This is a genomic window from Streptomyces ureilyticus, from assembly GCF_011045025.1.
Lineage (GTDB): Bacteria > Actinomycetota > Actinomycetes > Streptomycetales > Streptomycetaceae > Streptomyces > Streptomyces ureilyticus.
The window spans coordinates 1-22,807 of the sequence record NZ_JAAKZX010000062.1 but is presented as its reverse complement, the minus strand read 5'-3'; the positions used below and the strand labels follow the sequence as shown (position 1 = coordinate 22,807).

At 70.3% G+C, this 22,807-nt stretch carries 17 protein-coding genes and 1 pseudogene; 6 read left to right on the top strand and 12 right to left on the bottom strand.

What is annotated here, in order from left to right:
• Nucleotides 1-424 precede the first annotated feature (424 nt).
• A complete protein-coding gene (locus tag G6048_RS20580) occupies nucleotides 425-1,726 on the top strand; it encodes an MFS transporter (protein WP_165341035.1) in 1,302 nt (433 codons plus the stop codon).
• A 19-nt stretch (nucleotides 1,727-1,745) separates the two neighbouring features.
• Here the strand turns inward: G6048_RS20580 and G6048_RS20575 are convergent, their stop codons facing one another.
• The 10 genes from G6048_RS20575 to G6048_RS20530 all read right to left on the bottom strand — a co-directional run bounded on the left by G6048_RS20575 (nucleotide 1,746) and on the right by G6048_RS20530 (nucleotide 13,650).
• The gene (locus G6048_RS20575) at nucleotides 1,746-2,498 is read right to left on the bottom strand and encodes an SDR family NAD(P)-dependent oxidoreductase (protein WP_165341055.1); all 753 of its coding nucleotides are present in this window, start codon (nucleotides 2,496-2,498) and stop codon (nucleotides 1,746-1,748) included.
• 32 nt (nucleotides 2,499-2,530) lie between these two features.
• A complete protein-coding gene (locus G6048_RS20570) occupies nucleotides 2,531-3,583 on the bottom strand; it encodes a phosphotransferase family protein (RefSeq protein WP_165341034.1) in 1,053 nt (350 codons plus the stop codon).
• Nucleotides 3,580-4,782: an acyl-CoA dehydrogenase family protein gene (locus G6048_RS20565; RefSeq protein WP_165341054.1), complete on the bottom strand. Its 1,203-nt coding sequence runs from the start codon at nucleotides 4,780-4,782 to the stop codon at nucleotides 3,580-3,582. The genes G6048_RS20570 and G6048_RS20565 overlap by 4 nt, the downstream gene beginning before the upstream one ends.
• Nucleotides 4,783-4,820: 38 nt before the next feature.
• Nucleotides 4,821-5,624, bottom strand: coding sequence for an SDR family NAD(P)-dependent oxidoreductase (locus G6048_RS20560; RefSeq protein ID WP_165341033.1), 804 nt, complete (start codon nucleotides 5,622-5,624; stop codon nucleotides 4,821-4,823).
• Nucleotides 5,625-5,644: 20 nt separating this feature from the next.
• The gene (locus G6048_RS20555) at nucleotides 5,645-7,330 is read right to left on the bottom strand and encodes an ABC transporter permease (protein ID WP_165341032.1); all 1,686 of its coding nucleotides are present in this window, start codon (nucleotides 7,328-7,330) and stop codon (nucleotides 5,645-5,647) included.
• Nucleotides 7,331-7,388: 58 nt separating this feature from the next.
• Nucleotides 7,389-8,555: an ABC transporter ATP-binding protein gene (locus G6048_RS20550; protein ID WP_165341031.1), complete on the bottom strand. Its 1,167-nt coding sequence runs from the start codon at nucleotides 8,553-8,555 to the stop codon at nucleotides 7,389-7,391.
• Between the two features lie 97 nt (nucleotides 8,556-8,652).
• Nucleotides 8,653-9,717, bottom strand: coding sequence for an ABC transporter substrate-binding protein (locus G6048_RS20545; protein ID WP_165341030.1), 1,065 nt, complete (start codon nucleotides 9,715-9,717; stop codon nucleotides 8,653-8,655).
• Nucleotides 9,718-10,088: 371 nt separating this feature from the next.
• A complete protein-coding gene (locus G6048_RS20540; protein WP_165341053.1) occupies nucleotides 10,089-11,150 on the bottom strand; it encodes an NADP-dependent oxidoreductase in 1,062 nt (353 codons plus the stop codon).
• Nucleotides 11,151-11,211: 61 nt separating this feature from the next.
• Entirely contained in the window at nucleotides 11,212-12,573 is a 1,362-nt protein-coding gene (locus tag G6048_RS20535) for an FAD-dependent oxidoreductase (RefSeq protein WP_165341029.1), read from the bottom strand.
• Between the two features lie 36 nt (nucleotides 12,574-12,609).
• Complete coding sequence (locus G6048_RS20530) at nucleotides 12,610-13,650, bottom strand: NAD(P)-dependent alcohol dehydrogenase (protein ID WP_165341028.1); 1,041 nt, start codon at nucleotides 13,648-13,650, stop codon at nucleotides 12,610-12,612.
• Between the two features lie 96 nt (nucleotides 13,651-13,746).
• Here G6048_RS20530 and G6048_RS20525 point away from each other — a divergent pair, with 96 nt between their 5' ends.
• The 5 genes from G6048_RS20525 (at nucleotide 13,747) to G6048_RS20505 (ending at nucleotide 21,594) form a co-directional block, all read left to right on the top strand.
• On the top strand, nucleotides 13,747-14,550 hold the full coding sequence (locus G6048_RS20525) for an SDR family NAD(P)-dependent oxidoreductase (protein ID WP_235990101.1): 804 nt from the start codon (nucleotides 13,747-13,749) through the stop codon (nucleotides 14,548-14,550).
• Nucleotides 14,551-14,734: 184 nt separating this feature from the next.
• Nucleotides 14,735-15,889, top strand: coding sequence for an acyl-CoA dehydrogenase family protein (locus G6048_RS20520; RefSeq protein WP_165341027.1), 1,155 nt, complete (start codon nucleotides 14,735-14,737; stop codon nucleotides 15,887-15,889).
• A gap of 146 nt (nucleotides 15,890-16,035) precedes the next feature.
• Nucleotides 16,036-17,997 (top strand): oxidoreductase, encoded by a 1,962-nt coding sequence (locus G6048_RS20515; protein WP_165341026.1) that lies wholly within the window; start codon nucleotides 16,036-16,038, stop codon nucleotides 17,995-17,997.
• A gap of 474 nt (nucleotides 17,998-18,471) precedes the next feature.
• The gene (locus G6048_RS20510) at nucleotides 18,472-19,929 is read left to right on the top strand and encodes an aldehyde dehydrogenase (protein ID WP_165341025.1); all 1,458 of its coding nucleotides are present in this window, start codon (nucleotides 18,472-18,474) and stop codon (nucleotides 19,927-19,929) included.
• A 135-nt stretch (nucleotides 19,930-20,064) separates the two neighbouring features.
• The gene (locus G6048_RS20505) at nucleotides 20,065-21,594 is read left to right on the top strand and encodes a GMC family oxidoreductase (RefSeq protein ID WP_165341024.1); all 1,530 of its coding nucleotides are present in this window, start codon (nucleotides 20,065-20,067) and stop codon (nucleotides 21,592-21,594) included.
• Between the two features lie 193 nt (nucleotides 21,595-21,787).
• On the opposite strand, the gene G6048_RS20500 is transcribed toward G6048_RS20505, so the two are convergent.
• Nucleotides 21,788-22,651 carry a 3-hydroxybutyryl-CoA dehydrogenase gene (locus G6048_RS20500; protein ID WP_165341023.1) on the bottom strand — a complete coding sequence of 288 codons (864 nt, stop codon included), beginning with the start codon at nucleotides 22,649-22,651 and terminating at the stop codon, nucleotides 21,788-21,790.
• Between the two features lie 29 nt (nucleotides 22,652-22,680).
• Nucleotides 22,681-22,807 (bottom strand): annotated as a pseudogene (locus tag G6048_RS20495) (epimerase); the annotation flags it as partial.

The window sequence follows — 22,807 nt, the reverse complement described above, 5'->3', positions numbered from 1 at the left end:
AGGCGGGTGACTGCCTCGAAACCGCTGACGCTGCCGCCCTCCTTCTGCGGAGCGCCCTCGGTGGGACACCAACCGGCATGTGCGGTTGAGGTTCCCGGGGTGAACAAGATCCTCCTGAGGGTGTTCGCCGACACCTCCGCACGGACCGAAAGGACTGAATCCAATTCAAATTCTTGATGGTTGTACTGTGTCGATGTGGTGACCGTGGCCCGGCGTATCGACATCTCGGAGCCGTCAAAGGTAATGGCTTGCCCAGGTAACGCCTCTCGCAATCCCTGCCCATGCGTATGGCTTCTGCCCCGGCTTTCCGTCCCCGCTTCCCGAGAAAACCCGTGCGCGAAGGCTAGCTGTACTGAGTTCAGTTCTGTAGCGTCCCCGGCGATGGCACGGCACCGGACCGTGCCATGGGAAGGAGAGCCGGAGGATGAGTGCCACTCAGCAGCCCGCCAAATCAGGGGAGGAGTCAGCGGCGTACGAACCGCGTACGGTGCGCCGCGCGATGCTCGCCGGGAGCCTGGGCACCCTGATCGAATACTACGACTTCAGTGTCTATGGCTATCTCGCCGTAGTGATCGCTCCGCAGTTCTTCCCGAGCGACGATCCGGCGGCCTCGCTCCTGGCGGCGCTCGCGGTGTTCGCCACCGGGCTCGTGGTGCGGCCGGTCGGTGGCGTGTTCTTCGGGTGGCTGGGCGACCGATGGGGGCGCCGCAAGGCGCTGGTCTCCTCGGTGCTGTGCATGGGAGTGGCCAGCAGCATCACCGGACTGCTGCCGACCTACAGTCAGATCGGTGTGGCCGCCGCTGTGCTGCTCCTCCTCACCCGGCTGGTGCAGGGCATCTCCACGGGCGGGGAGTCGGTCGGCGCCTACACCTACATCTACGAATCGGCACCACCGCAGCGGAGGGCCTTCCTGGGTGCCGTCACACCCATCGGGTCCAACCTCGGGTTCATGTTCGCCGCTGCCACGGCCGGGGTGATCTCCGCGCTCGCCACCAAGGACCAGATGGCCGACTGGGGCTGGCGGCTGCCCTTCCTGATGGCCGTGCCGCTCACGCTGTTCTGCCTGTGGGCGCGGCTGCGGATCGAGGACACCCCGGAGTTCGAGGAGGCCGCACGGCGCGCGGACATTCCCGCGGCTCCGATCCGGGAGGTCCTGTCCACCCACCGTGCGGCGCTGCTGCAGTCCATCGGCCTGTCCATGGCGCAGGGCGGCGCCATCTTCCTCGGCCTGACGTACATCGGCATCTATCTCACCAACGACCTGGGGTACGACTCCACGCAGGTGCTCTGGCTGAGTGCGGGCGTCGTGCTCGTCACCGTGCTGCTCATGGTCCCGGCCGGATGGCTCGCCAGCCGATTCGGCTCCCGTCGCGTCCTGCTGTTCGGGATGCTGGGATTCCTCGTGACCGCCTACCCCGCGATGATGCTCATGGGCCGGGGCAGTCTGGCCCTGGCCGGGCTGGCCTACCTGCTCTTCATGTTGAGCAGCGCGTTCGTGCAGGTTCCGGCGGCCAGTCTGTGGCCGCATCTGTTCGAACGCCGGGTCCGCTACACCGGGATGGCGATCGGGTACAACATCGGCACCGTCCTCGCGGGCGGTACGGCTCCGTACATCGCGACCTTCCTGGTCCAGCGGACCGGGAACCTGCTCTCCCCGGCGTTCTTCGTCATGCTGGTCTGCCTGATCGGAATCGGTGCCCTGCTCACCGTCCGCAAGGATGTGTGAGGCTGGCCGCTTCAGCGGTTCAGCGTGCGGTCCAGCCTCCGTCGACGTACAGCTCCGAGCCGGTCATGAAGCCCGCGTCGTCCGAGGCGAGGAACGCCACGGCGCCCGCCACCTCCTCGGTCGTGCCCAGCCGCCCGAGCGGGGTGCCCTCAATCATCGCGGTGAGCCGTGGCGTGCCCTGCCACAGCTCCCGCGACAGGGGCGTCTCGATAAAACCGGGGTGCAGCGAGTTGACCCGTACACCGCGCCCGCCCCAGTGCAGCGCCGCGTTCTTGGTCATCAGCCGTACGGCGCCCTTGGCCGCGTGGTACGAGAACTGGGCGCCGAAGCCGCCGACGGTACCGAAGATCGAGGCGATGTTGACGATGGAGCCGCCGCCGGAGCGCTCGATCGCCGGGCCGCCATGCTTCATACCGAGCCACACCCCGGTCTGCGTCACCCCGATCACCCGGTCCCAGGTCTCCCTGGTCTCGGTCTCCACCGTGCCCATCGCGGCGATCCCCGCGTTGTTGACCAGCACCGACAGGCTTCCCAGACGGTCGGTCACCCGGGCGACGACCGTTTCCCAGGCCGTCTCGTCGGTGACGTCCAGGCGCAACCCCAGGGCGCCGCCCGGCAGTTCCCCTGCGAGCTTCTCGCACTGGTCCTCGTCGAGATCGGTGACCACGACGGTCGCGCCCTCGGCGGCCAGCCGTCGCGCGATCGCTTCGCCGATGCCTCCGGTGGCGCCGGTGACCAGCGCCACCCTTCCCGACAGCCGGTCTTCCCTCACCACTGCTCACACCCCTTCAGGTACGCGACACATCAGATACGTGGCATATCGACCGACAGACCGGAACGCAGCAGCGCCGGCACCGCCGAGCCGACCCGGTCGAAGCCCGGGCCGACGGTGCGCCCGGCGAGATGACGGGCGTGGATACCCTCCGCGATGACCGCCAGCTTGAAGTAGCCGAGGGCCCGGTGGAAGGGCAGCGCGGACACGTCGCGGCCGGATCGCGCCGCGTACCGTGCCGCCAACTCGGCGGCGGAGAGGAAGCCCGGGTTGGCCGCCGGGACGTGCCGTCCGCCGAGGACCGGCTCGCACGCGGGGTCCCAGTACACGAGGAGCAGGCCGAGGTCGGCGAGGGGATCGCCCAGCGCGGCCATCTCCCAGTCGACGATCGCGGCGATCCACCCCGGGTCGTCGGCGCTCAGGATGACGTTGTCCAGCCGGTAGTCCCCGTGCAGGACCGCCGGAGCGGCACCGTCGTCCCGCACCAAGGCCAGTCCGCGTTCCAACTTCCCGTGCAGCGCGTCCAGTTCGGGAAGCTCACGGGTGGCGACCCGGTCCCACTGGCTGCGCCATCGCCGCACCTGCCGCTCGAGGTATCCGGCTGGACGCCCGAATCCGCCCAGCCCGATCTCGTACGGGTCGAGCGCGTGGAGGGCGGCCAATTGGTCGACCAGGGCCTCGGAGCAACGCCTCGCGTCGTCGGCGGACAGTCCGGCCGCCTGATCACCGTCCCGCAGCACGGCACCGTCGACGAAGGAGACGACAGTGAACGGCGCGCCGATCACGGACTCGTCGGCGCAGGAGAGCACGGTCCGCGGCACCGGGACCTCCGTGGCGGCGAGCGCGGCCATGACGCGGTACTCGCGGTCCATGTCGTGCGCGGTGGGCGTGAGCGTGCCCAGCGGTGGCCTGCGCAGCACCCAGCGGTGGATGCCGTCGGTCACGAGGTACGTGAGATTGGAGCGCCCACCGAGCAGCAGGCGGACGTCCAGAGGGCCGGCGCACTGCGGGACCTCGCGCTCCAAGAAGCGCTGCAGTGCGGGCAGGTCCACCCCGGCCACGGTGGCGTCGCCGGTCGCCGTCACCGCACCCCCCCTCGCTCCCGTGCGGCGCGGACCGCGCGCTTGGCGATGGCCCAGCGGTGGGTCTCCGACGGCCCGTCATAGACGCGGAACGGCCGGACCTCCCGGTAGAGGGCGGCCAGCGGCGTGTCCTCCGAGATGCCGAGCGCTCCGCAGACCTGGACCGCGCGGTCCACGACCCGGCCCACGGCCTCGGACACGAAGGTCTTCGCGATGGAGGTGTGCTGGGCGCCGGGCCTGCCCTGGTCGAGTTCCCAGCAGGCACGCCAGAGCACCGCCCGGCTCGTCTCGATGTCGATCTCCGAGTCGGCCAACTGCTGCTGCACCATTCCGAGTTCGGCCAGTGGACCGCCGAAGGCCGTACGCGTGGCCGCCCGGTCCAGGGCGATGTCCTGCGCCCGGCGGGCCACCCCCAGCCACCGCATGCAGTGCGTCAGCCGGGCGGGCCCGAGACGCACCTGTGCGTACTCGAATCCCTTGTCGGCCTCGCCGAGCACCGCGTCGTCGGTCACCTCGCAGTCGTCGAAGGCGAGTTCGCTGTGACCGGCGAACAGGCCCCGGTCCAGCGTGCCGATGTTCCTGACCATTTTCATGCCCGGGTTGTCGGCGCCGACCAGAAACATCGTCGCCCCGCCCGGATCACCGGGCTCACCGCTGGTGCGCGCCATACAGATGGCGAACGCCGCCCCGTCCGCCCCGCTGATGAACCACTTGCGGCCGTTGATCCGCCATCCGCCCGGGATGCGGACCGCCGTGGTGGCCAGCGCCCGCGGGTCGGAGCCGGCGCCGGGGGAGGGCTCGGTCATCGCGAAGCACGACCGCGTCTCACCGGCCGCCAGGGGAGCGAGAAAATGAGCTTTCTGTTCCTCGGTGGCGACCGCTTCGAGCAGATGCATGTTGCCCTCGTCGGGCGCCGCGCAGTTGAGGGCCAGAGGGCCCAGCAGCGAGTATCCGGCGGCCTCGAAGACTACCGCCTGACCGCGCAGATCCAGACCGAGCCCTCCCCACCGCTGCGGGACATGGGGAGCGAACACCCCCGCTGCGCGGGCCGCCTTCTGTAGGCCGCGCCGCAGGGGTTCGGGGCCCGCGTGTACGTCCCCGTGGCAGTCCTCCTCTGCAGGCAGAACGGTGTCCCGGACGAAGTCGGCGGTCCGCCGCGCGATGTCGGAGACGTCCCGGTCGATGTCGAACTCGATGGCCATACGGCCCCTCTCGATCCTGTACTTGGTGGTGTACGAGGTCACTCCCTGACCCCACGCCACGCGAGCGCCCCGCCGTCGATGACGTACGAGGTGCCGGTGATGAACGCCGCGTCGTCGGAGGCCAGAAAGCAGGCCAGCTTCGCCACCTCCTCCGGCCGCCCGAGCCGCCGCACGAGCTGCGGCGCGGTCAACTCCCGCTCCATGGCGTCGCGGTCGTCGGCCGCCTCGAAGAAGTCCCGCGCCAAGGGCGTCTCGATGACGCCGGGGCAGAAGCAGTTGCAGCGCACCGGCGCCAGGTCGACGGCGGTGACCTTGGTGAGGTGGATGACACCCGCTTTGGTGGTGCCGTACGCCGGGGCCAGGGGGAAACCGGTGAGCCCGGACACCGAGGCCGTGTTGACGATCGCCGGGCCGCGGGTGGAGCGCCGCAGGTGGGGCGCGGCGAACTTCGTCGTGAGCCAGACGGCCTTGAGGTTGACTTCGTAGACCGCGTCCCAGACCTCTTCGGGGAGCGTGTCGACCGCGCGGTCCTCCGGCCGGTCCACGAGCGCGGCCTCGATCACGCCGGCGTTGTTGACGAGGACGTCGAGCCCGCCGAACCGTTCCGCCGTGCGGGCCACCATCGCCTCGATGTGGTCGCGGTCGCGCAGGTCGCAGACGATTGCCTCCGCCTCGGCCCCGGCGGCGCGTACGAGGTCGGCCGTCTCGGCCGCGGTTGCCTCGTTCCGGTCGGCGACCGCGACCGCCGCCGCACCCTGGCGCGCCATCTCCACGGCGATCGACTGTCCGATGCCCTGGCCCGCGCCCGTCACGAGGACCGTCTTGCCGTCGAGCGAGCCCATGCCCATATCCCTGCCCCTCCTCACAGCTTCTCGAAGATGTCGGAGCCCGCGACGGACATGGCGATGAAGACGCCCACGGATGTCACCAGCGTCATGACGAGCGCGATCGCGGCTACCAGCGGATAGGAACCGTTGGCCCAGTAGTCGAACAGGATGGTGCCCATGACCTGCGTCGTGGGTGCCCGTACCAGCAGCGACGCCGTGAACTCATGGGTGAGCAGCACGAACATCAGGGCTCCGGCACCCGCGAGTGTCGGGCGCAGCAGCGGCAGCACGATCTCGGTGTTGGTCCGCAGCGCGCCCGCGCCGCTGGTACGCGAGGCCTCCAGGTACGTGTCGCCGAGTGCCACCATTCCGGACAGCTGCATCCTGGTGGCGAAGGGCAGCATCAGGGTCACGTAGACGAGGACGATCACCGTTCGGGTGCCGTACAGGATGAACGGCTCGCGGCTGTACGTCAGCAGGAAGCCGGCGCCGAAGACCACTGCGGGGATTCCGAGGGGCATCGCCACGATGAAGTCGACCGCGGCCCGGATGATGCGGAACCGGCGCCCCTTGAGTAGCAGTGAGGCGGCGATGAAGCCCAGCGGCAGCGCGATGGCGACGGAGATGACCGAGGTGACGAGGCTGTTGGCGATCGCGTCGGTGATCCCCGACTCCTGGAACACGCGCCTGAAGTTGTCGAGCGTGAACCCGCTCGGTTGGATCCTGCCGCTCCAGAAGGCGGAGAGCGATACGACGATGAGTGCGCCCAGCGGCAGCGCCAGCGCCACCAGGCCGTAGAGGAGGATGCCGGTGACCGCCACCCACGACGGCCGTCCGCCGGACCGGAACGCCTTGCCGCCGTGTGTGACGAAGCGGCTGTGGTCGCCGAGGATCACCTTCTGGAAGAGCACGACGGCGATGCCGAAGAGCAGCAGGGGTGAGCCGATCGCGGCGGCCCTGCCGTAGTCGACCGGGCTCTGCGACACGGCGACGTACATGTCCGTGGTGAGCACGTTGACGCCGTTGTTCCTGCCGAGCAGCAGTGGTCCCGTGAACTGGCCGAGTCCGAGGAGCAGAGCAACGAAGCCCCCGTACACCAGGACCGGGCGCAGCAGCGGCAGTGTCACCCGGAAGAACACACCGGCCGGTGACGATCCGCTGACCTGTGCCGCCTCGATCAACTCCGCGTTGATGTTGCCGAAGCCGGCGCTGACGAAGAGGTAGACGAAGGCGGTCAGGCCGAAGCCGGTGATGAGGACGATCCACGGCAGGGTGTAGATGTCGACGGGGCCCTCGTCGAGATGGTTCCACCAGGGCAGGTTGCGCAGCGCCGCGTTGAGGTAGCCGGGGCGCGGCGAGAACAGGAACGCCCAGCCGGTCACCGCGGCCACGGCCGGCACCACGATGGGCAGCACGGGCAGGACGCGCAACAGCCGCAGGCGGGGTGGCAGGCGGGTCGCCGCCCAGGCAAGGAACGTGCCCAGGACGAGCGCGATGACCAGCGAACCCAGCGCCATACCGGCCGTCGTACGCAGCGTCTCGGCCATGTCCGGGCTGTCGAAGGCGGCGCTGTAGCCACGGGCGTCGTCCTCGAAGGCCAGCCGTTGCAGGCCCACCAGCGGAGCGATCACCAGGTAGCCGATGACGCCCAGGAAGGCGAGCGCCCCCAGCCGTGGCAGATGGCGCCGCGCACGGGTCAACGCCGTCGGGAGCTGCGGCACTTGGGGCGGCGGTGTCGTCGTAAAGGAGGGAGCGGGTACGGCGGGTGCGGCCACGACGTCACGCCCCCACTGCCGCGGCGGGGGCGTGCCCGGCTGTCCGCACCCCGTCGGCGTCGTAGTAGATGGCCGCGTCCCTGGCGAACCACGCGGTCACCTGCTGCCCGCGCGACAGACTCCGGGCCCAGGGTTTGCCGGTCAGCGGCGCCCGCGCGTGCAGGCGGCTGCCCGCGATGGTGACGACCACGTCCATGTGACGGCCGCCGAACTGGGCGTCGACGATCTCCGCCGGGAGGGCGAGGCCGTGGGCCGGTGGTTTCTCCTCGGCCGGACAGAGCTGAAGGTCTTCGGGGCGCAGCCGGGCGGCTACCTCGCTGTGCGAGCGGGGCACAGGGAGTTCGCCGGCCACCGCCTGGCCCGCTGAGCCGTCGGCGCCCGGCTGGCCGGCGAGAGCCCATCCCTCGCCCTGCCGCCGGAGCGGGAGCCGGTTCGACATCCCGATGAAGCCGGCGACGTACTCGGTGGCCGGTTCCTCGAAGACCCGCTCCGGCGTGTCCAGTTGCTCGATCCGCCCCGCCTTCATGATCGCCAGACGGTCGCCGAGTGCCAGCGCCTCGCTCTGGTCGTGGGTGACGAACACGGCGGTGAAGCCAAGCCGTGCATGCAACTCGTGTAGCTGCGCGCGTACCTGGTCGCGCAGCCGGGCGTCGAGGTTGCTCAGCGGCTCGTCGAAGAGCACCAGGTCGGGTTGGGCGGCCAGACCGCGGGCCAGGGCGACCCGCTGCTGCTGGCCGCCGCTGAGCTGCGCCGGATAGCGGTCGAGCAGGGCGGCGCAGTCGACGAGCTCCGCCGCCTCCTCGATCCGGGTGCGCGCCTGCTCACGAGGCACCCGTCTGGTTCTCAGGGGATATCCGATGTTGCGGCGCACTGTCATGTGCGGCCACAGCGCGTACGACTGGAACACCATCCCGATCCGGCGCTTGTTCGGAGGGAGGTTGACCTTCCCTCGTACATCCAGCACTGTCTGGTCGCCCAGCGAGATAGCTCCCTCGTCGGGCGTCTCCAGACCGGCCAGACAGCGCAGAGTCGTGGTTTTTCCGCAGCCGCTCGGGCCAAGCAGAACGATGAATTCGCCCGGTTCGATCTCCAGCGACAAGTCGTCCACCGCGACAGCCGGCGGCTTGCCGGCGAACCTTTTCGTCAGACCCTCGATGCGCACGTGGGACACGGGGGACTCCTCACATCCAAAGATCGAGTGAGTGGGCACCGTTGGTATGGGTGCCCACACTGCTGTGCACCGGCACCGGCCGACGCACCCACCGCCCCTACTGGAAGAGGGACTTCCACTTCTTCTGGTACGCGGCCACGGCCTCCGGCGTGAGCTTGGCCGGATCCTGCACCCGTACCTTGTCGTTGGTGATCACTGTGCCGGGAACCTTGGGTAGCACCGATCCGGCGGACGGCGTGATCAGCTCCTGCCCCTCGGCGGTCACCATGAAGTTGGCGAACAACTGGCCGGCGTTGGGGTGCGGGGCGCTCTCCAGGACCATGCCGTAGTAGCGGGCTCCCCACGCGCCGTCCGGCGCGATCCGGTAGTCGACGGGCGCCCCCTTCTTCTTGGCGGGGTCGAGCGTGATCGGCGCCACGAAGCTTCCGACGGCTATCTCGCCGGACTGCAGCGCCTCACCCATGGGCAGGGCGCTGGGGTAGATGCGGGGCTTCTGGGCGGCCAGCTTCTTCACGAAGTCGGCGCCGTACGTCTCCTCCAACCACAGGTAGAAGTCGACGATCGAGGGAGCGGTCGGCTCGATGACGCCGATCTTTCCGCCCGCGAGGGACGGGTCGAGCAGGTCCGGGTAGTCGGTCAGCCCTTGGGAGTGGAGCTTGGTGTTCCAGCCGAACGTGAGCACGGCGGAGTTGGTCTCGAAGTAGTTGCCGTCGTGGACGTACTGCTTGGCGTCGTAGTCGCCCTTGCCGGTGAGTTCGGGGCCGGTCGGCGCCAGGAACCGCTTGGCCTCGGCCTGCGGCTTCACCCAGGACAGGCTCGCGCTGACGTACATGTCGGCGATGCCCTTGCCGGTGTTGAACTCCGTCTCGACCTTCACCCCGAGGTCACCGTCGACGCCCCGGACGGTCTTGACGTCGATGCCCGGGTATTTGGCCTCGAAGGCCTTTGCGAGGTTGTTGAGGGCGGTCAGATCCTGGGCCGAGTAGACAGTGAGCTGTCCTTCTTTCTTCGCTGCGGCGACCAGCTCGTCGATGCCCGCCGAGGCGGGCACGACCTTGGACTCGGCGTTGTTGGCGGTGCCGCCGCCGCACGCGGCGACCAGCAGTGTGGTGATCGACAGCACGATGAGCAAAGCCCCGCGCCGTCGCGGATCTGATCTCATTCTCGGCTCCCTTAGGTGAACCGGCCCCCGGCCGAACCGGCGCAGAACCGAGCGGACTTTGCGCTGAACGGTGGCCGGATGGCCAAGATTGCGTGGAAGTTACCAAACTGAACTCGGTTAGGCAATAGTGTGCGCAGCCGCGCGACGAAGGATTGGTGGAAGGTTCGAAGGAGTCGCGTGCCGCGGCTTGCATGGCATCGGTTGCCGCAGGAGCGGGTGGGCGTTGACCGGTCAGCGCGCGGGGTTGGGCGGGGGTGACTGGGGTGTTCGGCCGGGCCGCCCCATGGTGGCAGCTATTGCGCTTACTTCAGTTCAGTTTGGCAGGCGGCAGGGTGCTGGGCTCGGTATGCCGGGCGCCCCACGGGCAGGCCTCAGTCGACGGTGTTCTCACGATGCGTGCCGCCATCGATCCGCACAAGCGTCTTGCCGGTGTTGTCGCCTCGCAGTAGTCCCGCCAGTGCCAACGGCGCCTGCGGCAGCCCGTCGACGATCGTTTCGCGGCAGTGGAGGCGGCCTTCGCGGACCCATGCGCCCACTTGCCGTCTCATCTCGGACAGTAAGCGGGTGTGGCCGCTGGCCCGGAAGCCGCGAATCGTCAGGCCCTTCGTCACCGCCAGCATGAGGTTTGCGGGGCCGTGCGGCGGCTCCTTGGCCGCATACTCCGAGATCATGCCGCAGATCGCGACGCGGCCCGACCTCCGCAGCGCCCCCAGGGCGGCCTCGAGATGGTCGCCGCCGACGTTGTCGAAGTACACGTCTATGCCGTCCGGGGCCGCTTCACGCAAGAGGTCGGGGAGAGGGCCGCGCTTGTAGTTGAACGCGGCGTCCAGGCCGAGTTCCTCCAGGAGGTAGCGCACCTTCTCGTCGGAACCGGCGCTGCCGATGACGCGGTGCCCGCGGATCTTCGCCATCTGTGCGGCGAGGCTGCCGACCGCGCCGGCCGCGGCGGAGACCCAGACGACGTCGCCGTCGCGCAGGTCCGCGGCGTGGAAGAGGCCGGCGTAGGCGGTGAGTCCATTGGCGCCGAGCGCGCCGAGGTGCGCCTGGGGAGGGGCAACGTCTACGTCGAGCTTCGTGAGCGTGCCGACGCCGCCGAGGGCCTGCTTCCCCGCCTCGACGAGGGCGTAGTCGCGCCAGCCGGAGGCGTGCCACACCGTGTCGCCGGGGGCGAACCCGTCGGCGCGGGACTCGACGACTTCCCCGACGGTCATGATCCCGTCCATCGGCTCTTCGAGGGGGAAGGCCGGGAAGTATCCCGGCGGCGCCGTCTCCCTCAGCCGCAGTCGGAGGGCGGCGTCGACGGATGTCCATGTGTTCCGGACCAGCACCTCGCCCGGCCGTGGTTGCCGCACCTCGACCTCGACGACGCGAAAGTCCGACGCGCGGACCTCGCCGCGTGGATAGGCGACCGGCCAGATCTCACGGCCGGTCATTGCCGTGTTTTCCCAGGGCGGTTGACCCGACTCGGTCAGGGTGTGCATCTGGTCGTCCATGTCAGCCGCGGCTCTCCTGCCCATGCGAGGCGGCGCGCAGCGTCGCGGTGCCGGCCGCCGTGAGGCCGAACACGAGGGCTGACGCGATGCCGCCGGCGTAGGCCCGGTACGACAGGCCTCCGGTGTCCGAACCGGCTGCGAGGAGCCCTGCCACGGGCTCGCCGCCCTCTCCCAGAACGCGTGCCTGGTCGTCGATACGGATCCCGTGGAACGGGAAGGTGATGGCCGGCACCGTCTCGATGACGTAGTAGGGCGGTTCGTCGAGCGGCAGGCGGTCGAGCCGGCGGCCCGGCACCGGTTCCTCCCCCGCTGCCGCCTGGGCGTTGAACCGCTCGACGGCCGCGCGAACGGCCGGCCCGTCGTATCCCCACTCCTCCGGAAGGCAGTCGAGCTCGTCGAGGTCCTCGGCGAAACCGACCCGACCGCCCCGCTTCGCGGCTAGCGCGAACTTGTCGACGGCGACCGCCCCTTCTACGTACGAGCCCACCACCCAGTCGCGGAACACGCGGGCGTCGGTGATGAGGAGCCCGCGGTTCTCGGGCTGTTCCATCAGTGCCATCGTCGTCAGGTGATCGCCCAGCGTCTCGTCGGTGAACCGCTCGCCCAGCAGGTTGAACAGCAGGGCGTGCTCGCTGTAGTACAGCGACAGGTCGACGAAGTCCGACGGGTCCGCGAACGGGATGCCGCTCGGGATCAGATGTCCGTAGAAGCCGGCCCCGGGCAGCCCGGTCGATGCCCCGGCGGCGGTCGCCAGGCGGTAGCCGGCCCCGCGGCTGTGGGGGTTGGAGCGCAGTTCCAGGCGGTCGGCGTGGGGGTGGACGAGTTTGTTGCGGAGGTCCACGTCCCCCTGGAAGCCTCCCGTGGCCAGGAGTGTCGAGGTGGCGCGCACCTGCCGTCGCGTGCCGTCGCTCGTGACGAGTTCCGCTCCGGCCACGGCACGGTTCGCCACGAGGAGCCGCTCGGTGTCGGTGGTCAGCAGCAGCTCGCCACCCGCCTCGACGATGATGCGGCGGCAGGTGCCGACGTAGTGATGGGTGTCGAACTGGTGCCCCTGGCCGAAGCTGAGGATGTGCTGAGCGTCCTTGGCCTCGACGCCCGTACTCCGAATCCAGTTGATGCCGTCCTGGAAGCGGTCCACGAGGGCGCGCTTGAGCGAGGCGTCTCCGCCCGGGTTGTGCCGCTCCATCTCCTCGTGGCTCGGGGCGGTCCAGGCGTAACCGGCGTAGCGCGCGGACCCCCCGACGTCATCGCCGATCTCGACGACCACGACGGACAACCCGTTGCGTACGGCTCGCGCGCCCGCGGTCAGCCCGGCCATTCCCGCCCCGATGACGAGCAGGTCGACCGTCTGGTGGTCCGGCATGCGCATTCAACCCCTTTCCTGACGTGCGCTGCGTGGTCAGTCGGGGACCAGCACGGCCCGCCCCCGCACCCGGCCCCGGCGAAGCCGGCCGATTGCCTCCGGTGCGGCGGACAGCGGGAACTGCTCCGTCTCGACGTGGATCGCCCCCGACTGGGCCAGCGCGACGACCTCGGCGAGCTCGGAGCGGGTTCCCCAGAAGGGGAGTGAGAGCCTGAAGCCCGGCGGGAGAACGCCCGGCTTGGAAACCGTCAGCCGGCCGCCTCCGCTGCCGACGACGGCGACTTCACCCCCCGGACGCAGGACGCCGGCGGCGAGTTCCAGCGTCTGCGTGGTGCCGACGAAGTCGAGCACGGCGTCCGCTCCCGTGCCACCACTCCGCTTCCGCAGGACAACCGCGGTGTCCGCCTGCATCAGGGTGCCGAAGTCCGCGCCGGAGCGGTCCGCGAGAGCCAGCGCCTCCTCCCGGACGTCGACCGCCAGTACGCGGCTCGGGGTGGTCGCCCGAAGGATCTGCACAGCCAGGTGACCCAGCCCGCCGACCCCGATCACGACGGTGGTGGTGCCCTCTTCGAGCGCGTGCCGGAGACCGGCCACGGCGTGATAGGACGTCAGGCCCGCGTCGGAGAGCGGAGCCGCCTGATCGGCCGGCAAGTCGCCGATCGGCACCAGATGGCGGGCGGACGGGACGAGTACGCACTCGGCCATTCCGCCGTCCCGGCCCAGTCCCGCGCCGTGCCAGTCGAGAGTGTCGCGCCGGTCGCAGTAGTTGTCCCGGCCGGCGGCGCAACGGTCGCAGGCGCCGCAACCCCACGGTCCGTACAGCACCACGCGGTCACCGACGGCCACCCCGTCGGCGTCGGGCCCAAGGGCCAAGGCCCGCCCGGCGACCTCGTGGCCGAGAGTGAAGGGCAGCCGGTAGGGGAGTGCTCCCGGAGCCGCGTCGATGACGTGCAGGTCGGAGTGGCACAGCCCGGCGGCCTCGACGCGTACCAGCACCTCGGCGCCGTGGGGCACGGGTTGCTCGACCTCGGTCTGTGTCGGGGGTTCGCCCCACGCCGTCAGCCGCAGTGCCCGCATCTTCACCGTCCCAGGTCTTGTCAGCCCGCGGCCGTCACGGTAACAGAGGTGAAGTCAGTTCAATAGATCGGGGAAGGCAGCGAAGGAGGGATTGGCTTGACGCGCAGGGATGTCCAGGCAGAGAGGTTCGCGGGCAAGGTCGCGATGGTGACGGGCGCCGGCTCCGGCATGGGTGCGGCGGTCGCCCGGCAGTTGGCGGCGGAAGGGGCGCAGGCCGTCGTACTGGCCGACGTGAACGGCGAGGGTGCCGCGGCCGTCGCCAAGGAATCGCCCGCCGCTGAGGCGGTCGCATGCGACGTGGCGGATGCGGTGGGCGTGGACGCCGCCGTCCAGGGCGTACTGCAGCGGCACGGACGACTCGATGTCCTGGTGCACGCGGCCGGGGTCGACGACCCCGAGGCCAAGCAGCGCATCGCGGACGCGCTGGTCGAGGGGCGGCCGGTCGAGCTGACCGATTCCCTCGACGACGCGTCCTGGCAGCGCGTCATGCGGGTGAACCTGGACGGTACGTTCCACATGCTGCGCGCGGCGGTGCGGGTCATGCGGCCCTTGGGAGCCGGGGCAATCGTGGTGATCGGCTCGTCGTCGGCCTTCGACACCCCCGTCGGCTATCCCCACTACGCCGCCTCCAAAGCGGGTGTGCACGCACTGGCTCAGGCCGTGGCCAAGGAGGTCATCGCGTCCGGGATCCGCGTGAACGTGGTGGCTCCGGGGCCGACGGAGACGGGGATGGCGGCGCGCACGCCCGAGGCGCTGCGCTCCGGTTTCGCCGACCCGCGGGTGCGTCCGTATGCGACGCCCGAGGAGATCGCCGACATCGCTCTCTTCCTCGCGAGCGATGCCGCGGCGAACCTGGTCGGCGCGGTGCTGCTCGCCAACGGCGGCCGGTTCACCGCCTGAATGGGGTCCGGTCCGCTCGGCCTTGCCGGAGCCGAGGGCGCCCCAATCAACTCGTGCACGGGTCTTGCCTGTCGCGCAGGTCTATGCCTAGGTTCTCGAATTGAGTTCAGTTTGTAGATCTGTTTTTTACGGCTCTGAGTTCTCGGCTCTCAACTCTCCGGCACACGAGCACGAGGGGGACCCTATGCACCGTCGCCACCCCGAGATCGACCCCCAGCTTCTGTCCGAAACCGAAGAACAACGGCAACTGCGCACCGTTCTGCGGGACTTCTACACCGAGGTGAGCGGCCCCGAGGACGTCCGCAAGCATCTGGCCACTCCGCGCGGATACGACCAAGTGCTCTGGACGCGGCTCGCGGGCGAGATCGGCGTCCACGGGCTGGCCGTTCCCGAGGAGTACGGCGGCGCGGGTTTCACGTTCGCCGAACTGGCCGTGGCCCTGGAGGAATCAGGGCGCGCCCTGTACTGCGCGCCGCTGCTGCCCACGGTGGCCCTCGCCGTCCCCGCCCTGCTGCACAGCGGCGACCGCGCGGCATGCGAGCACTATCTGCCGCGGATCGCCGACGGCACACTCACGGCGACGGTGGCCGGGTTCGACGCCGACGACCCCGACAGCATCGACGTCACCGCCGAGCAGGGAGGCTCGGGCTGGGTGCTGCGCGGCCGGGCGGACTTCGTACTCGACGGGGCCGGCGCGGACCTGATCCTGGTACGAGCTCAAACTCCCGCCGGGCCGCGGCTGTTCGCCTGTGAGCCCGCACCGGACTCCTGCCATCGGACTCCGCGACGTGTCCTGGACGAGACGCGCCGTCAGGCGCTGGTGGAGTTCCGAGGGGCCCCTGCCACCACCGTGGGTACGGCGGAGGGCACCGAAGCCACCGTCTCGGCGACGCTCGACACCGGGCGGGCCGCGCTGGCGGCCGAACAGGTCGGCGGCAGCGGGCACGCGTTGGACGCCACGGTCGAATTCGCCGCGCAGCGCCACCAGTTCGGGCGGCCCATCGGTTCCTTCCAGGCCGTCAAGCACCGGCTGGCCGACATGCTGGTCGCGCTGGAGGCGGCCCGCTCGGCGTCCGCGTACGCGACTGCCTGCTCCGCCGCCGCCTCGCCGCAGCTGCCGGTGGCCGCCTGCGCGGCCGCCGTGGTCTGTTCCAAGACCTTTCGCCTGGCGACGGCCGAATACGTACAACTGCACGGCGGAATCGGCTTCACCTGGGAGCACCCGGCACATTTGTACGTGCGCCGCGCACGCAGCGGCGAGGTCCTCTTCGGCACGACGGACCGGCACCGGGTCCGGCTCGCCGAACTCATCGGTCTCGCCACCCGGTCGGCCGCCTGACCAGGCGAAGAGGATGAACACATACCGGCGAAGAGGACAGACGGAGACCGGCGAGGGGGACAGACAGCGACCAGCGAAGAGGACAGACGAAGACCAGCGAAGAGGACAGACGAAGACCGGCGAAGAGCACAGACGAAGAGAGCCGCATGACGCCACGCACCCCACGCGCCCTCGCCGCACCATCCCTGGCCGCACCGTTCACGCTCTGCGGTCTCACCCTCCGCAACCGCCTTGTCGCCACCGCACACGCCACCGCCGCCGTCACCGACGGCGCCCCCACCGAGACCGACGCGGCCTACTGGCGGCGGCTGGCCGAGGGCGGCGCCGGCATGGTGATCACCGGAGGCACCGCCGTGGCCCCCGAGTCGACGCTGCCGCAGCGCTACCTGACCGAAGCGTGGCGCCCCGAGATCAAAGACGCGGTACGCCGTCGCGCAGAGGCCATCACCGACGGGGGCGCCGTGGCCGTCGCGCAGCTCGTCCACCTCGGCCGGGAGACCCTGGGCGCCGGCACGTTCTACGCGCCGGTCTCGGCCGCGGCCGTCCGCTCACCCCGCGAGGCGACCACGCCGCACCCGCTGAGCACCGAAGAGGTACGTGGTGTCGTCGACGCCTTCCGTATTTCCGCGGCGAACAGTGTGCAGGCCGGTTTTCACGGCGTGGAACTGCACGCCGGCCACGGCTATCTGCTCGCCCAGTTTCTCTCCAGGGTCAACAACACCCGGGACGACGAGTATGGCGACCGCATCGCCCTGCCGGCCCAGGTGATCGACGCCATCCGTACCGAGATCGGTCAACTCCCCATCGGCTTACGGGTGTCGGTGGAGCCCGGCGAGGACTCCGGACTCGGCCTGGAGGACCTGATCGAGCTGCTGCCCCGCCTGTGCGCCGCCGCGCCCTTCGCGTACGTCAACGTCACCACCGGCGTCCGCAACACCTACGTTCCCGGCATGGCCACCACCCGCCCGCCGCTGCTGGAGTCCGTGGCCCGTATCCGCTCGGCAGTCGCGGTGCCGCTCCTGGTCAGTCAGGGCTTCCGGTCGGTCGCGGACATCGAGCGGGCGCTGGACTCGGGGGCCGATCTGGTCGGGATGGCCCGGCCGTTCATGGCCGACCCCGACTTCGCCCGCAAGGTCATCGCGGGCGACGAGCGATCCGTACGCCCCTGCACGGGCTGCAACGAGGGCTGCCGTACCTTCGAGCCCACCGGATCGTGCTCGGTGAACCCCGAACTCGGCCCGCCGGGAGCAGCCGCCCGCCCGGCCGTCCCGCTGCTGCTGACCCGGCGGGGTGCCCGCGGCGGCCCTGTCGCCGTGCTCGGAGCGGGCCCCGCCGGCATGGAGTGCGCGATGGCGCTCGCCCGTTCCGGCGCCGAGGTGACGCTCTTCGACACGGCTCGTCGAGCCGGCGGCCAGGCACGCCTCGCCTCCCTCGCCCCGCACCGCTCCGGCTGGCAGAAGTTCGTCGATTACCAGCGCGATCAGCTCGCCGACCTCGGCGTGCGGGTGCGGCTGGGCACCTCCCCGGCGCCGGACGACCTGGCGGCGTACGCCCAGATCGTGCTCGCCACCGGCGCGGCGGAAGAGTCCGTCCACGTGCCGGGCGAGCTTCTGACACTCACCAGTATGGACTTCCTGAGCCGGTACCCGGACGTCGTACCGGAAGCGTCCGGTGTCGCCGTCCTCGACGACGGCTTCGGGTGGTGGCAGGGCATCAGCGCCGTGGAGAGCGCGCTGGCGGCCGGCGCCCGCGAGGTCACCGTCATCACCCCCGGCACCGGTTTCGCGACGGGCCTGTCGCCGGAGAACCGCACCCAGTTGATGAACCGGCTCACCGGTGCGCCCCTGCGCGTCGTCGCGATGAGCACCGTGACCTCGACGACCACCGACGGTGTGCGCCTGCGCCATGTCCTGGACGGTCAGGAGACGCAGCTCGCCGTCGACGTCCTGATCACCGTCGGCGAACGCCGGCCCCGCCGTCCCGACTTCGCCCCTGCCGCCCACCAGACCGTTCGCGCGATCGGCGATTGCGTCGTGCCGCGCCGTGTCGCGCACGCCGTCGCGGAAGGGCGCGCGGCGGCGGAGGCCGTCGCCGCGAGGCCGCTGTGACGATCCGCGCGTGGGCGGCGATCCGTCAGGGGGCCCGGCGGCCGGTGGCGCTCTCGCCCGAGGTCCGCGCCCGCGCTGTCGGCCAGGCCGGCGTGATGCGCCTCGATGACATCGACCGCCTCGATGGCATCAACGGCGTCGACGGCCGCGGCCTCGTGGGGGCGCACCCGAGAGTGAGCCGGCGACGGAGACCGGTCGGCGATCGCGGGAGGCCGGACGTCGCATGTTTGAGCCCGGACGTTGGCCGCGGGAGGCCGGACTTCGCGTGTTGGAGTCCGGACGTCGGCTGCCGGAGTCCGAACGTCGTTCACCGGAGGCGGACGTCATCCCTCGGGGCCGGTCGACTGATGTCCCGCACTTCTGACCGCACCGCATGAGCTCCGGGCGATGCCTGTGCCCTTGCGTGCCGTCCGAGCCGAGCACACCTTCTCCTCCGCGGTACTTCCGCGCTTCCCCCAGAGAGGCATTCCCCGCATGGCACACCAATACGACCGCATCCTCATCGGAGGCCGGCTCACGGCCCCCTCCACCGACCGCGTCGCGCAGGTCGTCTCACCCAGCACCGAGGAGGTCATCGGCCACGTCCCCCTGGCCTCGACGGCGGACATCGACGCCGCCGTGGCCGCGGCCCGGCAGGCGTTCGACGCCGGCCCCTGGCCGAGGTGGAGCGTTCAACAGCGCGCCGCGGCCCTGCGCGACCTGGCAGACCGCCTCGACACGCGCGCGGCCGAACTCGCCGGTCTGGCCATGGCCGAGACCGGCTGCCCGCGCGGCTTCGCCGAGGGGTACTTCGCCATCGCCCCCTCCAACTACTTTCGCTTCTACGCGGAGTTGGCCGAGGGATACGTCTTCGAGGAGGAGCGGGTCAACGGACCGACCCGCACCTTGGTCGTCCGCGAACCCGTCGGCGTCGTCGTGGCCATTCCCGCCTGGAACGGCCCGCTCCCGCTGACCGCCCAGAAGATCGCCGCCGCCCTCATGGCCGGCTGCACGGTCATCGTCAAGGTGCCGGTGCAGGACCCCCTCGCCTGCCATGTCTTCGCCGAGGCCGTGGCCGAATCGGCCGTTCCCGAGGGCGTCATCAGCGTGTTCGCCGCCGATGCCGTGGAGAGCGAGTACGTGGTCGCCCACCCGGGTGTGGACAAGGTCAGCTTCACGGGAAGCACCGCCGTCGGCTCCCGTATCGCCGAGGCCTGTGGCCGTGACATCCGCCGTGTGACCTTGGAACTGGGCGGCAAATCGGCGGCGATCGTGCTGGACGACGCCGACATCGACGCCGTCGTCCCGGCTCTCGTGGGCTGCGGCGCCGCCTTCATGCAGGGCGAGATCTGCACCGCTCAGACCCGCATCCTGCTGCCGCGCTCTCGCTACGCAGAGTTCACCGACGCCTTGGCCCGTCACATGAGCTCCCTGCCCATCGGTGACCCGGCCGACCCCGCGACCGTGATCGGACCGATGATCACCGAAGCGCACCGGGCGCGTGTCGAGGAGTACATCGCCCTCGGTCGGAAGGAAGGCGCCACCGTCGCCTGCGGCGGCGGCCGCCCTGCGGGCCTGGCCACCGGCTGGTACCTGGAACCCACCCTGTTCACCGACGTCACCAACGACATGCGGATCGCGCAGGAGGAGATCTTCGGCCCGGTCGTCGTCGCCATCCCGCACGACGGCCCCGACCATGCCGTCGAGCTGGCCAACGACTCCCCGTACGGGCTCTCCGGAACCGTCTGGACCCAGGACGAGGAAGCCGCCCTGCGAATCGCTCGCCGCGTGCGCACCGGAACCTTCAGCATCAACAGCTACACCCTCGACATCAATGCCCCGTTCGGCGGCAGCAAGAAGTCCGGCATCGGCCGCGAGAACGGCCACGAAGGCCTCGACGACTACCTCGAGCCCAAGGCGATCGCCCTGTCGGGCGCGCCGCTGACCGACTGAGCCGCGACGCCCGCCTGTCGATTCCTCGGTCTCGGTCACGTCCTGGATCTCGTACATCTCCTGTGTCTCCACGTCTCACGTCCCGTACGTCCCCTTCGTTCAATCCTTGGTCTCAAAGAAGAGAAAGAGGTAAGCATGGCGCGTCGCATAGTGGTGTGCGGCGGAGGTTCCGCCGGTGGTGTCCTGGCCGCCCGGCTCAGCGAGGACCCCGCGAACACCGTCACGCTCGTCGAGGCCGGCCCCGACTACCGCACCCCGGAGGAGACCGCCCCCGAGCTGCTCGACGCCAACCGGTTCGGGTTCACCACCCACGACTGGGGCTATGAGTCGGCCGACCACGTTGCCGATGCCGACAGCATTCCGATGTTCGGGATCGTCGAGCAGGGCATCCTGCCCGTTCTGCGCGGCAAGGTCATCGGCGGCTCCTCGTCCGTCAACGGCTCCAACGCCCTGCGGCCCACGCCCGAGGACTTCGCCCGCTGGACCGGACTGGGCAATGACCGCTGGTCCTGGGACCACGTCCTGCCGTATCTGAAGAAGCTGGAGGACGATCCGGTCGGCGGAGAACTGCACGGCACCGGTGGACCCGTACACATCGAGCGCTTCACCGAAGGCAACGGGCTGCGCCCGGTCATGTCCGCGTTCCTGGAGGCCTGCGCGCAGGCCGGCCACCCCGTCCACGAGGACATCAACGGCGTCCGCAGGCGTGGCGCGGGCCCGATCCCCTTCAACCGCAAGAACGGCATCCGGCAGAGCTCGGCCATCGCCTACATCGGCCCGGCCCGCCACCGAGAGAACCTGACCGTGTTAGGCGAACAGACCGTTGACCGGGTGGAGTTCACCGAGGACGGGACGGCCCGAGCGGTGATCCTCGCTGACGGCACCGTTCTCGAAGCCGACCTGGTCGTCCTGTCCGCCGGAGCCATCGGCAGCCCGGCGATCCTGATGCGCTCGGGCATCGGCCCGCGGCGGCTGCTCGACAGGCTGTCCATCCCCACGGTCCAGTGCCTGGAAGGCGTCGGCAGCAACCTCCGTGACCACCCCATGGTCTACCTCACCTACGCCGTGGACGAGGAGGCGGTCGGTGAACTCATGCCGCCGTTGCAGACCGCCCTGGCGTTCTCCTCGGCAGGGGCAACCGGACAGGGCGAAGTCGACCTGCACGCGCTGCCGTTCACCATGGAGCCCGGGGTGATGCTGGTGCCTCTCGCCGTGGTCCGCCCGTACTCGTTGGGCAGCGTGGAGATCACCTCACGCGCTCCTGAGGCCGACCCGAGGATCCGGTTGGGTCTGTTCGACCACCCCGACGACCTGCGGCGCATGGTGGCCGGCATCCGGCAGATCCGGGACATCATGGGCTCGGGACCACTGGAGAAGTACGTCCGTGCCGAGACGTGGCCCGGGCCCGGGGCGACCACGGACGCCGACCTCGCACGAGCCGTCCTCCAGGGCAAGAACACCTACTGCCACGCGGTGGGCACCTGTGCGATGGGCGGGGAGGGCACCCCGGCCGCGGTGGTCGACCAGGCCGGCAAGGTGCACGGGGTCGACGCACTGTACGTCGTCGACGCCTCCACCATGCCGGACATCCCGGCCGCGCCGACCAACACCACGGTCATGATGATGGCGGAGCGCTGGGCGGACCAACTGGGCTGCGGCGACTGACCGCCGACATGCCCACGCCCGCACAACCGCAGGGCGTGGCCAGCCCGTGCGACCGCAGGCCGCGGCTACGCCCGCACGCCCGTACGGCGTGGCCACGCCCGTACGACCGCACCGTATGAGGGAGTCGGCCGCCGGATGTCCGGCGGCCGACTCACCGGCATGAGAGGAAGCGGTCACATGAGAGGAGACGCGGTCAGGCGCCGTAGACGTAGAAGCCGCGGCCGCTCTTGCGACCCAGGTGGCCCGCGGCGACCATGCGCCGCAGCAGCGGGGGAGCGGCGTACAGCGGCTCCTTGAACTCCTCGTACATCGAGTCGGCGACAGCCTGAGCCGTGTCCAGGCCGATCAGGTCGAGCAGCCGCAGCGGACCCATCGGGTGGGCGCAGCCGAGTTCCATGCCGCTGTCGATGTCCTCCGCGCGAGCCGTTCCGGACTCGACCATGCGGACCGCGGAGAGCAGGTACGGCACCAGCAGCGCGTTGACCACGAAGCCCGAGCGGTCGGGCGCCTGGACCACCGTCCTGCCGAGCTGCTCGCCGACGAAGCCGCGGGCGCGGGCCAGGGTGTCGGCGCCGGTCGTGAGCGCGGGGATCACCTCGACCAGCTTCTGTACCGGTACGGGATTGAAGAAGTGGAGGCCCACGACATGGGAGGCCCGGCCGGTGGCCACGGCGAGGTCGACGACGGGGATCGAGGAGGTGTTGGTGGCGAGGACGGCCTCAGGGTCGGTGACCACCTTGTCCAGCTGACGGAAGACCTCAAGTTTCACCTCCCGGTTCTCGGCGATGGCCTCGACGACGAACTGCCGGTCGGCCAGTTCGTCCACGTCGTGGGTGAAGGAGAGCCGGGCCAGGGCCTGGTCGTGGTCGGTCTCGGTGAGCTTCCCGCGCCGCAGGCCGCGATCGAGGGAGGCGGTGACGCGGCCGCGGCCGGCGGCGGCCAGCTCGGGAGTCGATTCGGCCACGGTCACATCGAGGCCGCGCAGTGCGGCGACCTCGGCGATGCCGGAGCCCATGAGGCCGCAGCCGACGATGCCGAGACGTGAGATGCCGGACATAAAGGTCCTTCCTGGGTGCGGTCGTTGAGGCCGCCGAACACGCCGGTCGCCTCGTCATGGGGTGCGTCGAAGCGGTGGGCGTAGATGGTGGCCGTACTCATCTGCAGCCAGACGCGCGGAGGTTGAGCGGCGGCGGCGATCGACTCCCCCACGACA